Source organism: Brevibacillus choshinensis, from assembly GCF_016811915.1.
Classification (GTDB): domain Bacteria; phylum Bacillota; class Bacilli; order Brevibacillales; family Brevibacillaceae; genus Brevibacillus; species Brevibacillus choshinensis_A.
This window is the reverse complement of record NZ_CP069127.1, coordinates 2,161,965-2,178,110: the sequence shown is the minus strand read 5'-3', so window position 1 is coordinate 2,178,110 and position 16,146 is coordinate 2,161,965. Positions and strand designations below refer to the sequence as shown.

Below are 16,146 nucleotides of genomic sequence, written 5' to 3'. Positions count from 1 at the left end.
ATGTCTTGGGAATGGTTTAATATCATCGGAACAGTCGCATTCGTCATCAGTGGCGCTGTGATCGCGATGGAAGAGGAATACGATCTCCTCGGTGTCGTTGTGCTTGGAATGGCTACCGCATTCGGCGGGGGAATCTTGCGTAATATCTTGCTGGGAATTCCGCTCACGGCGTTTTGGAATCAGGGAACACTATTTACCATTGCACTCGTCTCGATGTTCATTGTCTTTGTTCTCCCCCACAAATATATCGGCTATTGGAATCGCTGGGGCATGTTTTTCGACGCTGTGGGATTGTCTGCCTTCGCGATTCAGGGTGCCATGTACGCCACTCAAATGAACTACCCGCTCAGTGCCACGATTGTAGCGGCTGTACTGACGGGGATCGGCGGCGGTATCATCCGTGATGTTCTGGCGGGTCGCAAGCCTCTCGTGTTCAAAGAGGAGATCTACGCGGTCTGGGCAATGGTCGCTGGACTTGCTGTCGGCATGAAATGGGCGACCTCCGTGCCTGAGCTTTATGCCTTGTTCGTCGCGGTTATTGTCTGCCGGATGGTCTCTGTCTATCGTGGCTGGAAGCTTCCACGCCGCTCTCTGCGGCAGACTGCAGCCCCTTCGCCTATTCGTCCGTTAAATAATCGAATGTAAGCTTTTACCTTCATAATCACTCTCTTCATGTGCAGGATATATCCATAAGCACATGAGGGAGTGATTTTTTTGCGTTTGGCCCCGATTGTTGTTGCAGTCGCATTGGTCGGGCTGGTCGCAATTCCTTATCGCATGCATCAAAATGCAGAGCAGGAAATGCGCGAACCCCATCCCAAAGTCACCTCACTTACAGCAAGCATTCCTCGAATCAACTATATTGAACAGGTAAAGGACATTCGGCGGGATCTGGAAAAGAAGAGCCACATTCAGACGCTTCACCATAATCCCCGGGATCGGAGCCACTATGTTGAGCATGAGGTGGTTGTACGATTCCACCCGAGGCCCGATCAAAAGACGATCGACAAAATGGTCTCCTCCTTGGACGCCAAAATCAAGCGGGATTTTGGCAAATTCATGATTATCAAATCCCGCAGCCTGACGACGAAGCAGCTGATGAAAAAATTTGCGGAGCATCCTGATTCCGTCTATGCTGAACCCAACTTCCTCCTGCTGCCAAACCGCAAACCCAATGATCCGTACTACACGGAATATCAGTGGAATCTCCCCCTGATCGGTATGGAGCAGAGCTGGGATGTGAGCGAGGGCAGCAGCGATGTGATCGTAGCGGTCGTGGACACCGGGGTCGATATGAACCATCCGGAATTCAAAGGGAAGCTCGTCGAAGGCTACAACGTTCTCGATGACAGCAACAAGCCGCAGGATGACAACGGGCACGGCACTCATGTCTCGGGGATCATCGCGGCAAAGACGAACAATAAAAACGGCATCGCCGGAATGACCTGGAAGAGCAAGCTGATGCCTGTCAAAGCTATTGGGGCTGATGGCTCTGGCTCAGCCGTAGACATTGCTCAGGGCATTTACTGGGCAACCGATAACGGGGCTGATGTCATCAACCTCAGCGTAGGTAACTACACGTCTTCTGCCGCGCTCAAAGAAGCGTGCAAATACGCTTACGACAACAATGTAGTCTTGGTTGCCGCCTCCGGAAACGACGCATCGGATCAGCCCAGCTTTCCGGCTGCCTATGATGAGGTTCTCTCCGTCGCGGCAGTTGACCACAACAAGGAGCGAGCCGATTTCTCCAACTTCGGGGATTACGTCGATGTGGCAGCCCCCGGCGTGGATATCCCCAGCACGTACATTTCCAGCGACTATGCGTCATTGTCCGGCACGTCCATGGCTTGTCCCCATGTCGCGGCTCTCGCTGCGCTTGTCCGTTCCGTTCATCCCGATATGAAATCGCATGATGTAATGGAAATCATTCGAAAATCCGCGCTCGATCTCGGCCCTCCCGGACATGATCAGCTCTATGGCTACGGCATGATTGATGTCAGCCGAACACTGAAGCAACTAAAAACTGCGCCTGCAAAGACGGAGCAGCCGCCACAAACCATCGGTGGCCTGTTAAATAAATTTCTTCTGCGTTTGCGATTCGGATTTGAGTAACCCCATCTTGTAGGAGGCGTCGTTATGAAAGCTTGCATCGTGTTTGCCCATGAAGGAAACAGCAGCTTTTGTCATGAAATACTCGCACGTGTCACGCAATCACTGGATAAGCAAAACATCGAATACAACCTGCGCGATCTGTATAAGATGCCATTTCAGCCCGTCTTTCAGGCGGATGACATGCGTCTTGTCGAACAAGGGACTGCGTCTGCTGACATTCTGGAAGAACAGGAGCTGATCACAGACTCCGAGCTTCTCATCATGATCTATCCGGTGTGGTGGTGGTCCCAGCCTGCGATCCTGAAAGGGTATATCGATCGGGTTTTCACCCACGGATTCGCTTTTCGCTATGAAGAGAAAGGTCCGGTCGGGCTCTTGACCAACAAGCAGGCGATTGTTTTTACCACCACCCGTGCATCAGCAAAGGAAATGGCCACTTCCGGAATGGACGCCGTCGTTGAAAAGCAAATCGTCGATGGTACCCTGCAGATGCTTGGCTACCGCGTCGCCTACCACAACTTCGCTGCCGTTCCAGACGTGGAGGATGGCGCGCTCATCAGCATGCTGAAACAAGTGGAAGAGCGGATGCTGCACATCCGTCAGCCTGTTGGCGTCTAAGACCAAACAAAAATGGATAGGGATTCAGTTTGCACCTGAAACCCTATCCATTCTTTATTTATGTTCCTAGCAACGTGATGCATGCATTCCCATGCTGACTATGCTACAGCTGTGGTTGTTCCTTTTGCATCCGTTTTTTCGTAATGTAATCCGTCTCATAATATTGCAGATCGTCACGCATTTGTTCAAATACCTTGGACAGAGCGAGCGTTAACTGCTGCAGCTCAGGTGTAACCTTCTTGCGGAAGATGATCGCATCTTGTCCGGTATAGGAATAGCGCCCGTCTTCGTCGTAGACCTCGCCTTTGGGGTAATAGAAGTTATTAATGCAGGTATGGTATACCTGATACAACACTTCTTCGGCAAACTCCTCATTAAATCGTGCTCGGCGCAGGGAAACCCCCAGCCTGTCGTACGCATTTTCACAGTAGACAAGTAAATGGCGCAAGTCTGATAGGTAGCTGCGATAGTAAGATTCGTACTCTTCCGGATCACCGGACTGTGAAATTAGGCTGTTCAAGGTTACCTGGTTCAAGTAGCGTTCCACTTCCATGCTTACCTTTTTCAACTTGGTATACGTCTCTTCGCACAATTGCTTCAAATGAGTCGCTGACATAATGTCCCCCTTGCGTTGAAGAATCTGCCTTTTTTAAGTAAGTATAAAGGAAAGATTCTTTATTGCACAAGGTTTTCTTTTCTCCAAATCTCTACCTAAACCGCAGCGGATTCACTTGTTTTTACCATTTTTTTCCTTGTCTGTAAAATAAAAATAACATAAGCCGCGAACAGCCCCAGCACCGTCATGAAGCCTAATACGAGCAGATCGGAAGTTACCGCTGAAAGGCCATGTCCTTTGGTTAAAATTTCCCTTACACCATGCAGAAAATACGTCAGCGGCAAAGATTTACCGATCGCCGCCACCGCTGCCGGCATGGACATGAACGGCCAGGTAAAGCCCGAGAGCATGAAGGATGGGACCGCGATGAGCATGGCTGTCTGGGTCGCCTGCAGCTGATCTTTGGAGAAAAACGAGATGGCATACCCGATTGACAAAACAGCAAGGTTAAATGCGCTTGCCACCAGCATGAGATTTACGGTGCTGCCGTAATAAGGGATTTCGAACACCTTGAGGAGCAGCGTAAAGCCAATGAACATATTGAGCGTTCCTGCCAAGAAATAAGGGAGGATCTTGCTGATCGTTATGGCCCAAAAGCTGTTGTTTTCCATCGTCTGACGCCATGTGCCCGCTTCTTTTTGCTGAGTGACGGAAATGGCGATTCCCAGGAACAGGACTTGCTGCAAGACAGTCCCTGCTAGGCCGAACACCATAAAGGACATATAGCTAAACGTCGGATTGTACAGCACTCGGTAACGGTAATCGATGCCGGTGTACAGGTTCTTTCCCTCTTCCCCCCAGCCACCATGGGCTTCCAGCTTCTTGAGGGTCGCCCCTGCCGAGACCGTTTTGACTACCGTGCTGGCAGCCCTGACAGCCGTATTGGAGATCATCATGTTGCTGCCGTCGATGACCGTCAGCACCTCTGCCTCCCGCCCCGCCTTCACGTTCTTTTCCAGATCCGGCGGAATGATCAGGGCGACGTTTGCTTCGCCCTTGTCGATCAATTTCATCGCCTCTTCTTCTGTTCCTACGATAGAGCCTATCTGGAAGGTCTGATCGACCTCAAAGGCACGATACAGCTCCCGGCTCAGTTCCGTCTGATCGGCATCGACCATGACAGTCGGAATGTGCATGACTTTTTTCTCGCTGTAGAGAAAGCCAAACAACGTCAAGTACATCAGAGGAACGATGAAGATGATCGTACGAATTGTTTTATTGGTAAAAAGATTTTGCCACTCTGTCCAGAAGAGGCGGGAGAACTTACTCACCGTTACCAGCCCCTTCGACACTCCACTCTACGGTCAGTCCCGGACGCAATTCCGAATCGGCAACGAGCATTTTTACCTGGAAGGAGCGGATATCGCGGTCTCCTAATTCTTGAGTAGCTTTTTTCACCGCAAAGTCTGCTGCCGGTGCCACCGTTACCACTTTTGCCTCGACATCGCGCTTCAGGGCAGGTACGTACAGCTTCACGGCATCTCCCGCTTTTACGGAAGACAGCGCGTATTCATTTACATAAAATTTCACATAGTTGTCTGCTTTCGATTGGATGGTCAGTACGGTAAAGCCTTGAGCGACCAGTTCGCCTTTTTGCACAGCCACCGATTTCACGATCCCGTCAACAGGGGCTGTCAGCTTCGTATTGTTCAAATAAGCCTCGATTTCCGCCAGAGCGCCTTTCGCCTGCTGTACGCCAGCCTCAGCCGATTTCACGTCCAGCTCTTTCAGACCTACTTGGCCACGGGCAGCCACCGCTTGATTGTAAGCCGCTTTCGCCTGATCGAGCTGTGCCTGCGCTGCGTCTATTTGCTCGCTTCTCGCCCCGGATTGCGCCATTTTCAATTGTTCGACAGCCGCTTTGTTTTCAGCCGTTGCCTGCTGATGCTGCATTTCGGCTTCTTCGACTTTCGCCTGAGGCACAGCTCCTTCAGCAAAAAGCTTTTTCATCCGCTCCAGATTGGTGGCTGCGATCTGCTTGGCGGTCTCTGTCGCCTGTACCTTCGCTTTCAGCTGGGAGACTTCTTCCGCCCGCGCCCCGTTTTTATTTGCCGCCAGCTGCGCTGCTGCAGAGCTGACCACCGCTTGTGCCTGTTCCACTTGTGCGACGCTAGAGCTGTCTGTCACGGAGACGCCCTTCTTCGCCTGCTCCAGCTTCACTTGCGCGAGATGATAGGCTGCCTCAGCCTGTTCTTTTTTCGCCAGCAGCTCTTCGCTGTTCAGTGTCGCAACCAGCTGTCCTGCCTTTACTTCGTCCCCCTCTACCAGGGAGAGCTGCTCGATGGAACCCCCCATTTTAAAAGAGAGATCGACTTCCGTTCCCTCGATTACACCCGAGAGCTTACCCGCTGGCTGTCCGGATACATTGCTCACCCCCGGTCCAAATAATACGGTACCCAAAACTGCAACGCCGGCAGCAAAGCCAGCTACCCCGATCCATGCACGCTTGTTCATCTGGTTTTCCCCTCTTTTGTGTATGTGGATTTCTGTTATTCTGGTTTACTTTTGTAAAATGCCCGCCAGCATATTCCGCAGCGTCAGCCGACCTGCCTCGCTTTGCAGCGGTTCTTTGCGAAACTGCTTGCGCAATACGGTGAAACCGATCATGCCAAACAGTGCAGAAGCCACCGTCCGAATCTCCGCATCTGCACGTATGTGGCCTTTTTGCTGCAAATCGGTCATGTAGGTTTCCATAGTCGTGAAGTAGCCGGTCAAAAGCCTTCCCACCATTTGATCCCTCTGTTCGTCTCCCGTAAAGAAGCTCAAGAGAAGGAAGCACAGTTCCTGATTTTCGGAAAAGAAGCGAAGATGCTCATCCAACACACTCATCATGCGGTCTTCCAGCGACAATTCCTCTTTTTGCATGACACTGTCTACATGGTAAATCAGCATCTTCACGCCTTTTTCGATGACGTACAAGAACAGCTCTTCTTTCGTGGAAAAATGGTAATAGAGAGTCCCCTTTGCTACCTGCGCTACCTCTGCGATCGTGTCCATCGATGTTTCACTAAATCCGTATTGGGCAAACGCGGTAAGTGCCCCTTGCGCAATTTGGTCTTTTTTTGACGATGCCATCACTCCCATCCTCCTTTTCTTTTTGAACTGACTGGTCAGTACAAAAAATAGTGTATGATTCCTTCCTAGTTTTGTCAAGCGCTGCTATTTTCATGAGAATCGGATGTCCAAGCAAAAAAAAATAAAGACCGCTCTATCGCGGTCTCTCACTGTGTCATGATAATTTGATATGTCTCCTGCGTGGCAGCCATAGGGGCTACTCCCAGTTGTTCCTGCAGCTTGGCCACACATTTTTCGTACCAGCGAATTGCCTGTGCCCGATTGTTTAACCGATAATAGGCAGTCATAAGCAGTCGATACGCTTCTTCCCAGCAATCGTCGACTCGCAGAATGGCCTCGCACCAGCGAATCACACCCTCCAAGCGGTTGTCCTCCAGCCTGATTTTTGCCACTCGCTCCGCTCCGCGCAGGAAAAGCACCTGCAATCGCTCCCGCTCCTCGACACACCAGTCATCGTAACGGCATTCCGGCAAGTAGTCACCCTGGTAATAGCTGAGTCCTTTTTCGAGAAGGATGGCACCTTGGGCTGGATCTGGCTGTGCCATCCCGAGCGTCACCAGCCTTTCAAATTCTTCGACATCGATATGGTATCCTGAGGCCAGATTAAAGCCGTACGAGCTTCCGTGGCGTTGAATGAAAAAGGTTTCCGCCCGTGCCGCTCGATTTGGCTCCAGCGCTTTGTTCAGCGCGTTGAGAGCCACTTTGAAGTCGCGGATCGCAGATTCCTCATCACTGTCCGCCCACAGCCTGTTCATTATTTCCTCGCGCGCCAAGAGATGCTGCCGTTTGGTCAAGAGCAGCTGGAACAAGAGCTTCGCGGTTCCGCGCTGCCACGCTTTTTCGCTCAGCTCCTGCTCTCCCAGCCAGACGCGGAACTGTCCCAATGTTTGTATCCGCAGCGTATACCCCGGATGGAACGTCACGTTTTGCAGACCTAGATCATTGAGCAGCTGCGAGACGTAATCGGAATAGACCTGACGCCGTTCAGCCTCGATCAGGACAGGCATCAGCTGCTGGACGTCCTGCAGTGTAAGCATCGTCGGACGCTGCAGTAAAAAGAGGTACTCTCCTGATTGCATCAAGGAGAGCGCCTGAGTCACTGCAGGCACGAACAGCTCCCACTGCTTGCTGCGATACGCCAAAAAGCTGAGCCAGAGCTGGCAGGTGGCGACCCCGTAGCTGTCTCCGCAAAGGCTGAGACGCTCGGCGCAATCTCGGAACATGTCCAGCGCCTCTTGATCTTTGCCATAGGCAGCATACGCCATCCCGATCGCCATGCGCACCAAGCTGTTTAGCCAGTCATCGCGCATTGCCTCTGTCTCCTGCATGCCTCTTTTTCCGTACTGCAAGGCCAGATCCAGTGACTTTTCCCTGCCGTGGAGCAGTGTGAGCCCGAGCAACGTCTCCGACTTTCCACGGGTGGATTGCAGCTCCTCCATCATGACCAAGCCTTTTTCGTAGAGCACCCGGATTTCTTCGGCAGGCAGCTGCTGGCTGATCAATGCCGCGTGGGCTTTGCGCACATACCCGTTTGCTTCCACGAACGGGGAATTGGCCGCCCGTCCCAGCTCGATCGCCGTTTCCGCCGCTTGCCATCCCTTTTCCCATTCTCCGTTCAGTGCATACACAAAGGACAGCAAGAGTGAGGTTTCCCGATAGGATCGGGTCAGCTTCGGATGCTTATTTCGCTCCACCAGCGATTTTTGTTCCAATAATTCGATGGAGGACTGCAGGCGTCCTGTCCGAAACAGCAGACGTGACTCCAGTTCCACTTCTGTCATTTGCTCCAGCTCCTGGCTCCGCCTGTACCACTCAGCAGCCTGCTTCGCATCGCCGCGATTGGTATAAATCTCAGCTAACAGACGGAAAAGGCGAGGTGCCATCTCTAGCCCCTGCTCGGCGGGAGGAAGCAGCTCGATCGCTTGCTTTAACAGCGTTTCTGCCCGCACTCCTTGAACGCTGTCGAGGTGGACACGCGCCATTCCTTCCAGCCCTCTACATTGCCCGGCCAAATCGTGTTTGCCCCGGCACAGCGTGAGAAAATGCTCGTACGATCCAAATGCTTTAATATAATGACAGCGATAGCGTTCGACCTCTGCCTGGTAAAACCACAGCGAGTGCTTGTCTTCTTTGATGGCATCCGGCAACAGCGTGATCCAGTGATACAGGATATCCAGCTTGCCCTCAGTCAGCAGTCGCTCGGACGCATGACACAGCCATTCTCCCAGCACATCCCACTTTTCAGCCAATTGGAGATGTTCAAAGGCTTTTCCCTCTTCTCCCTTTCGTCTGTACCAGAGGGCAGCTGCTTCGTTCACTTGCAGATACAATTCACGATTCGATGCGAGTTTGCTCGCCAGCAGCCTATGAAACAGCGGATGAAAGGAATGCTTCCCCTGGGAATCAACCTGGATGAACAAATTGAGCCGGTAGACATGGGAAAGCAAGCCAACGCCTTCTTCACCAATAATCTGACGGCAGTCTTCCTCTTCGAATTCTTCGAGGACCGCTGCTTTCAGCAAAAACAATTGAAGCTGCTCATCCAGTCGCAGCCACACTTCCGCTTCCAGTAAATGAACCAGGCGAGCCAAATCCCGCAGGCTCTCGGCTACCGATGCGCCGGCGGACATTTTCTCTCCTAAAAAACGCAGGGACAATACCCAGCCACGCGAGACATGGTCGATTCGTTCCCATTCTTCAGCAGTCAGCCACACATCATATTCATCCTGAAAGAGCGCTTCCGTGTCTTCCCTGGAAAATATCAGATCTTCTGCCGTGATTGCCAGGCATTCCCCCCGCGCCTTCCACAGCTCCAGCTCTGGCCAACAAAATTTGTAGCGGGACAAAATGATCAGCTTGAGTTGATGCGGAAGCTTTCCAGCCAGTTTCCGGACAAAGGTATCTACCTGGCTGCTCGGTTCCATATGCGGATAGTCGTCCAAAACAATCATGTGGCCGTGATCCGGATCGAGCTTGTGCCACTCTCGCACGAACAGCTCCGCTAGACGCTCCGGCTCCCGTTCCTCATCGGTAGACATAGCGAGGCTGCTTACGATGGATTTCCCAAACCCGGGATACACCCGGCGTACACTTTCCACCAACCCGTACAAAAAAACAGACAGCTGCAGATCCTCTTCTGTGAGGAAGTACCAGCTCGTGTCCAGTTTGGCGTCATGCAAATAGGCTGCGACCGTCATTGTTTTCCCGTAGCCGGTAGCTGCATGCACGACGCAAAGTGGAACGTGATGCAGCAAACGAAGCTTTTTCGCCAAAGACGGGCGTCTTAGCACGTATGGCTTTGGCTTTGGCGGGGTAATCTTTGTGATCGAGACCTGTGGTGTATTCATGGACTTGCACTCCTTGCCGTTCTCCTTCTCTCTCGTTACTTTCCCCATTTTGCCCTTCATTTCCTGCCTGCACAGCCATTTTACATGCTAAAAAGCCCACCCGGGCATCCAGGTGGAGCTTTGTCAGTCGATCAGGTTGTAGCCTTTGATTGTATAGCCCATGTCATTGATCAAGACCTGGAAAGCTTCGTCACTTACCGGTTCTCCGCGAACGATCCTCTCATGCAGATCTGCTACCCTGTCATAAAGCGCCCGATTGGTCGAAACATACATCACATTGTAGCGACTCTCTGTCTGCAAGCGTACTCTCATCCTGTCGACCACGCGTCGCTGCAAGGCGTCCGTATGTCCATTGTCGTTCCTGACGATTTTTCCCGGCGTGTGGGCGATGGAAGGTCTTCGATTGGGTTCATCCGGTTTTGGGGTGTCACTTGGCAGAACACCGACCAGAAGCGTATCTTTGTAAGCCAATACCTTGATATCCACTACCCCTGGAATGTTCTCTGCATGCCGCTCCAGTCTGGACACCAGATGGGGCTCTCTTTGGTGGACGTACTTTTGACTGATCATCGCAGCCGGTCCTTTGTCCATCCCTGCATTGTCGTTACGAAAATTAATGCCCTGTGCTTCGAACTTGGCCTGATTTCCGTTCATGTCCTCCGAGCCCTGTTCTTTGTTTGGCGAACAGCCTGCTACCAAACCGGCGAGGATCATCGCCGAGCAAATTCCCACTTGAATTCGTCTCAACAAAAAACACCTCCTTGCACTTAGTGTGGTGTGCCGGAGGTGTTCTTACTCAGCAAAAGAAACCCTAATTACTTACAAATTCGCCCTCGAATGTATCGACTTTCCCGTCTTTTTCGGCTTTCAGCGTGTAGTTGCGAATGCCGTCATACGTGTCCTTGTTGAATTCAAAGGTACCGTCTGATTTGACTTCGACTTCGAAGGTTTTGTCTTCCAGCGTAACGGTTACATCACTGCCAGGCTCTACGGTGCCACTTACACGATACAGGCCGATAGTCGCGATGGTGAACGTTTTCGCAAAAAGGGAAGAACGGTCGATCAATGAAGCAGTGTTCGCATCTGGCTGCTTTTGCCCTGTGCTCGTAGCTGGCTTATCAGTCGATGGATTTGGCTGAGTGGACTGCTCGTCCGCAATAAGAACCGTTTGCGTTTTTTGATCCCAGTTCACTTGATAGGTCAAGGCTTCTGCGATGAAACGTACAGGTACCATTGTGCGTTGATTAATGATTTGAGCTGGTACATCCAGATTGATGGTTTGTCCATTTTTCTTGGCAATTTTTTGAGTAACGACCAGGCGAACATTGTTGGTTCCTTTGTTGATCGTCACGGTTCGCGTTTTTTCATTCCAGTCGACATCAAAACCGAGGCTTTCAGCAATCGGTCGAATCGGGACCAAGGTACGACTGTCACGAATCACTGGTTTTTGGTCAGGGAATACGATTGCCTTCTTGTTGTATTCCACTTTAATGGCTGCTGGCGCGGATGCAGCGGAAGCAGAAAAAGCTGCCACAGGTACGAGAGCAAGCGCAAGTACAAGCGAGGCCAATTTTTTAAGCATGTTGTCCACTCCATTTCAATAAAGATTCACATGGTTCTAAATCTACTATAGGAAGGGGGTGGATGCAAGGAATTCCAGTTCCAAAATACAGGAAAACACTGGGATATTATTGTGAATTCTGCTATCTTGAGCCTGATTTCCTCCTCCCTTTGAACTATTTTCAAATTGTTACAAAAATGAAACCATCTTATTCCAAAAAAACGTTACAATAGGACATACAACGACGATATTTTCACTTTGAAAGAGGCCATGTCGATGAAAAAAATGATTCCTTTCCTCATCCTTGCACTCATCTTGAGCATCATTACCCCAGGTGGAAGTTCCGCCAATACCGCTGCCATAAAGTTGGGAAGCGATGTACTGTTCGATCAATTTCATTCGTTGATCGATGGGAAAAAAGTGGGACTCGTCACCAACCAGACTGGTATCAATAGCCAGGGCATCAGTACGATCGATTTGTTGAGAAGGGACAGAACGGTAAGCCTCGTCGCGTTGTTCACTACCGAAAATGGCTTGGACGGCAAGTGGGAACAGGAAAAACCAGCTCTGACTTACACCCATCCGGTTTACGGCATACCTGTCTACACCTGGAACGCATCCAATCGGGTACCTGCTCCCGACATGTATGCCCACATGGATATGCTGCTTGTCGATCTGCAGGATTCAGGGGCACGTAGTCATTCATACATAACAACCTTACGTGACTCCATGCTTGCGGCAAAGCAACAGGGAAAACCAATCCTGGTGCTCGATCGCCCCAATCCATTAGGTGGAAAACTCGTCGACGGCCCGCTGCTTGAGCCTGCCTATGCTTCTTCCATCGGCACAGATACGCTGCCGACGGCCCACGGCATGACGATCGGCGAATTGGCCCAATTCTTCAATCGAAACATTGGTGCTGACCTAACAGTTGTCCCCATGCAGGGCTATACGCGCTCGATGCTGTTTCAGGACACGGGGCTGACTTGGGTGCCGATCTCACCAAATCTGCCTACCCTGACATCCGTGTTCGGATATTTGGCGACTGGCCACAGCGCGGGAACTCCACTCCGTCACGACGACAACTATACCTGGATTGGCGGCGAAGGGATTTCCTCCAGCCAATACGCAGACCTGATGAATGCCAGTCTTTTACCGGGTGTCGTTTTCTTGCCAGAGACCAAAGGAACAGCAGGTGGAGTGAACGTACAAATCACCGATCCGCACCAGTTCAACCCAGTAAAAACGGGAATCTACGCTTTGGCAAACGCTCGTCAGCTGTATCCGTTTCCGGTCCCGAAAAGCACGGAAACGGAAATCAGTTTATTTGACCGAATGATGGGAACAGACAAAATCGGAAATCTGTTGGAGCAAAATAAGGCACCGCAAGAAATCGAGGCTTCCTATCAGCAGCAGCTCGCCAGCTTTCGCGAGCAGCGCAACCCATTTCTGATCTATGCAGATGAGCCTTACCAGCCGCTCATACCGATTCACAGCAAGCCCATTGTCGCGCAACAGGCACAGCCGCAGAAGCCCAATCCGGAAGAAAAGCCGGCTCCACCAGCGCCTAAACCGACCACGCCTGGTGCGAACGGGAAGACGCCTTCTGTACCCAAGCCTGGCGCTGCCGGTACAAATGCGCCGACAACCAAACCGGCTCAGCCTGCGCCAAAGCCAGCGGTAAAGCCGCCTGTGGCAACACCTGCTCCGAAACCGGCCACGGATAAGGTCGCCTACCTGACGTTTGACGACGGTCCGTCAGCTGTGACCGTATCCGTGCTCGATACCCTGAAAAAGTACGGAGTGAAAGCAACCTTCTTTATCGTCGGTCGCAATGTGCCAGGCCACGAGGCAATCCTCAAACGCACCCTGGCAGAAGGCCATGCGATTGGCGGCCATACGTACTCGCACGATTACCGCATCGTGTACAAAAGCATGGAAGCTTTCTTTGCCGATCTGGAAAAAGGAAATCAGCTGATCGAAAATGCCATCGGAATCAAGCCTGTGATATTCCGATATCCTGGCGGCAGCACCAATTCGGTGAGTCACAAGTATCAAGATCCCAAGCTGTACAATCCATCCCATCCCGTCATGAGTGCCATCAAGGCGGAGGCGAATAAACGGAAGTACATCTTCATCGATTGGAATGTGACGAATGGGGATGCCCGAAGCAACAAGTACACTGCACAAAGCGCTCTGGCCAACATCAAGCAGCAGGTGAAGAATCAAAAGGAAATCGTGATCCTGATGCATGACTCCAGCACCAAATCTCCAACTGCGGAGGCACTGCCAGAGGTCATTACGTTCCTCAAATCCAAAGGGTATCGCTTTGAAGTCATCAAACCCGATCACCCTACGGTATCCACGGTAAAATAGCGCATTAGAAAAAGCCCGCTCCCGGTCATCCAACCGTGAAGCGGGCTTCATGATTCCATGGAATTACTGCTTTGCGAGAACGTCGTAGCGCAGACGCAGCTCCCGTTTCAATATCTTACCGCTCGGATTTCGCGGCAGATTATCCGCAATGACCACATATTTCGGCGCCTTGAAGGCAGACAGACGGTCTTTGCAAAACGCGAGCATTTCTTCTTCCGTCAATGACTCCCCTGCTTTCGGCACCACGACTGCCGTGACCGCCTCGATCCAATACGGGTGAGGAATGCCGATGACAGCCACCTCGGATACTTTGGGATGAAGGTAGATGGTTTCCTCCACTTCCCTGCTGGCCACATTTTCACCGCCAGATTTGATCATATCTTTTTTTCGATCGACCACGGTGATGAATCCTTCGTCGTCCATAATCCCCAGATCACCGCTATGGAACCAGCCTCCCTGGAAGGCAGCCTGTGATTTTTCAGGATCACGGAAATAGCCGATCATCGCATGACTTGTCCGGTGCACGATCTCTCCCACGCTGCCACGAGGCACTTCGTTTCCTTCGTCATCTACGATTTTCGTCTCCACATTGAGTGACGGTTTTCCGGCGGAGCCCGCTTTGCGGATTTGCTCGCCTGGCTTTAACACCGTGGCGAGAGGCGCTACTTCAGTTTGACCGTAGAAGTTGTAGAACTGGGCCTCTGGCAAACGCGTATTCAGCTCTTTCAACACTTCGACGGGCATGATTGCTGCACCGTAGTAGCATTTCTTGAGTGAGCTGAGATTGCGCGATGCAAATTCAGGAGAACGCAGCAGCGCGATCCAAACCGTCGGAGGGCAGAACAGCTGGGTGGCTCGGAACGTTTCTACCGTCTCCAGCATGATTGCCGGTGTCGCCGCCTCCAAAATGACACCGCTTCCGCCGAGGTATATGTAAGGCCCTAAAAAGCAATGCAGCTGTGCGCTATGAAACAAGGGCAGGGCATGAATCGCGACATCATCCTCTTTCATGTCGCCATCGATGATCGTGCTGACATACTCGGAAATGATGCTCTTATGCGTCAGCATGACCCCTTTTGGCTTCGACTCCGTACCGCTCGTATACAAGATATGAGCGACATCTTCATCATCGAGCTCCACATCCGGCTCCTGATCATCGGCCTCTTGGATCCACGCCCGAAATGGGACCCACTCTCCACTCTGAGCGGTTGGCTTGGAGATCAGCGCCTGCACTTTGGGGACCATGTCTGACAGCCTGATTGCCCCCTGTGCGAGCTCCTGGAACTCGGGTGAGACAAATACGGCACTGACTTCTGAATGTCCCAGAATGAAAGCCACGTCCTCTTGATTCAGCATGTAGTTGATCGGTACCATGATGATGCCTGCTTTGGCCAAAGCGAAGTTGAGAATCACAAAGTCCATTGAGTTGCGGGATAGTACGGCCGCCCTCTCTCCTTTTTGCAAGCCCTTGGAGATGAAAGCCTGTGCAGCCTGGTTGACGATCCGATCGAGCTGACTGTATGTAAGGGCCTCTTCTTCGAACTGCAAAGCGGTCTTTTCTGGAAAACGTCCGCGACTCCGCCTGAGAATATCCCCTAACGTATTTCTCCTTACGCGCTTGGCCTCGATCATGTGCATGCCCCCTAGCTTCGTTTCCTCCTAGTATACATTGTTTTCTTTATTGCGTGTATATTCTGATATTTTTCCACAAAAAAGACGGCAGCTTCGTCTGCATTTTTGAAGCTGCCGCAGGGCCCCAAGAAACAATCGAGTCCTTACGTACAGGATATATCATTACGCCTCATTCATCGACATTGATTCTTCTGGATTTTGAGGAAAAAAACGGTCGTTTGACTGTCGCTGCCCCGATAATCACTGCTCGAAGCAAAAAAAAACTCCAACCGGTAAAGGCTGGAGCGTCAAGGGTAGTACGTTAAGTACTTACGTGAATAACTATAAGATACAGGATTTTTGACCTATTGCCTACAAGTATATACAGGAAAGAGTGCCTTATTTGTGCAAAAAAAATAGCGACGACTCTCTGCACTGATTCGTTCGCCGCAGTTCCCAAGATGTTTGTACTAGATGATTTCCTTACAAATCCATTATGCATCTGGTCGACTAATGGTTCCACAAGTAAATGTTGGAATTGGAGGGAGATTGCACAATTTCAGTCATTCTTTTGGCAAATAAAAACGTTCCGCCCAAGTCTCTTGCAGAGAACTCAGAACGGAACGCGCATCCTCGTATGTATGGCGGAGGGAGCAGGATTCGAACCCGCGTGAGCTTGCACTCTAACGGTTTTCAAGACCGCCCCGTTATGACCACTTCGGTATCCCTCCACGTTTCAACAAGTTCTACTATAGCACAGCTAGTCTCTCGAATGCAAGAGGATGCTTCCAAATGATTGACTGGCTCCCAGCTGCTTGCTTGGGAGCCAG

The 16,146-nt window shown here is 51.3% G+C and carries 12 protein-coding genes and 1 tRNA gene; 4 read left to right on the top strand and 9 right to left on the bottom strand.

Going from position 1 to position 16,146, the window contains the following annotated elements; all coding sequences use genetic code 11:
* From JNE38_RS11125 to JNE38_RS11115, 3 genes are all read left to right on the top strand, one after another.
* Positions 1-645 (top strand): trimeric intracellular cation channel family protein, encoded by a 645-nt coding sequence (locus tag JNE38_RS11125; protein ID WP_203356603.1) that lies wholly within the window; start codon positions 1-3, stop codon positions 643-645.
* A gap of 69 nt (positions 646-714) precedes the next feature.
* A complete protein-coding gene (locus tag JNE38_RS11120; RefSeq protein WP_203356602.1) occupies positions 715-2,112 on the top strand; it encodes a S8 family peptidase in 1,398 nt (465 codons plus the stop codon).
* Between the two features lie 24 nt (positions 2,113-2,136).
* Positions 2,137-2,730, top strand: a complete 594-nt coding sequence (locus JNE38_RS11115; RefSeq protein WP_203356601.1) for an NAD(P)H-dependent oxidoreductase — start codon at positions 2,137-2,139, stop codon at positions 2,728-2,730.
* Between the two features lie 103 nt (positions 2,731-2,833).
* On the opposite strand, the gene JNE38_RS11110 is transcribed toward JNE38_RS11115, so the two are convergent.
* The 7 genes from JNE38_RS11110 to JNE38_RS11080 all read right to left on the bottom strand — a co-directional run bounded on the left by JNE38_RS11110 (position 2,834) and on the right by JNE38_RS11080 (position 11,350).
* A complete protein-coding gene (locus JNE38_RS11110; protein WP_203356600.1) occupies positions 2,834-3,346 on the bottom strand; it encodes a DUF3907 family protein in 513 nt (170 codons plus the stop codon).
* 95 nt (positions 3,347-3,441) lie between these two features.
* A complete protein-coding gene (locus tag JNE38_RS11105) occupies positions 3,442-4,617 on the bottom strand; it encodes an ABC transporter permease (protein WP_203356599.1) in 1,176 nt (391 codons plus the stop codon).
* Positions 4,610-5,800 (bottom strand): HlyD family secretion protein, encoded by a 1,191-nt coding sequence (locus JNE38_RS11100; RefSeq protein ID WP_203356598.1) that lies wholly within the window; start codon positions 5,798-5,800, stop codon positions 4,610-4,612. Before JNE38_RS11100 ends, JNE38_RS11105 begins: the two co-directional genes overlap by 8 nt.
* 45 nt (positions 5,801-5,845) lie before the next feature.
* A complete protein-coding gene (locus JNE38_RS11095; RefSeq protein ID WP_203356597.1) occupies positions 5,846-6,421 on the bottom strand; it encodes a TetR/AcrR family transcriptional regulator in 576 nt (191 codons plus the stop codon).
* A 146-nt stretch (positions 6,422-6,567) separates the two neighbouring features.
* Positions 6,568-9,768 carry an AfsR/SARP family transcriptional regulator gene (locus JNE38_RS11090; protein WP_203356596.1) on the bottom strand — a complete coding sequence of 1,067 codons (3,201 nt, stop codon included), beginning with the start codon at positions 9,766-9,768 and terminating at the stop codon, positions 6,568-6,570.
* A 123-nt stretch (positions 9,769-9,891) separates the two neighbouring features.
* On the bottom strand, positions 9,892-10,515 hold the full coding sequence (locus tag JNE38_RS11085; protein WP_203356595.1) for a YhcN/YlaJ family sporulation lipoprotein: 624 nt from the start codon (positions 10,513-10,515) through the stop codon (positions 9,892-9,894).
* A 64-nt stretch (positions 10,516-10,579) separates the two neighbouring features.
* Entirely contained in the window at positions 10,580-11,350 is a 771-nt protein-coding gene (locus tag JNE38_RS11080; RefSeq protein WP_203356594.1) for a copper amine oxidase N-terminal domain-containing protein, read from the bottom strand.
* A gap of 255 nt (positions 11,351-11,605) precedes the next feature.
* Between JNE38_RS11080 and JNE38_RS11075 the strand changes: the two genes are divergently transcribed.
* Positions 11,606-13,705 carry an exo-beta-N-acetylmuramidase NamZ domain-containing protein gene (locus tag JNE38_RS11075; protein WP_203356593.1) on the top strand — a complete coding sequence of 700 codons (2,100 nt, stop codon included), beginning with the start codon at positions 11,606-11,608 and terminating at the stop codon, positions 13,703-13,705.
* A 63-nt stretch (positions 13,706-13,768) separates the two neighbouring features.
* Here the strand turns inward: JNE38_RS11075 and JNE38_RS11070 are convergent, their stop codons facing one another.
* On the bottom strand, positions 13,769-15,337 hold the full coding sequence (locus tag JNE38_RS11070) for an acyl-CoA synthetase (protein ID WP_203356592.1): 1,569 nt from the start codon (positions 15,335-15,337) through the stop codon (positions 13,769-13,771).
* Positions 15,338-15,958: 621 nt separating this feature from the next.
* A tRNA-Ser gene (locus JNE38_RS11065) sits at positions 15,959-16,047 on the bottom strand.
* Between the last annotated feature and the right edge of the window lie 99 nt (positions 16,048-16,146).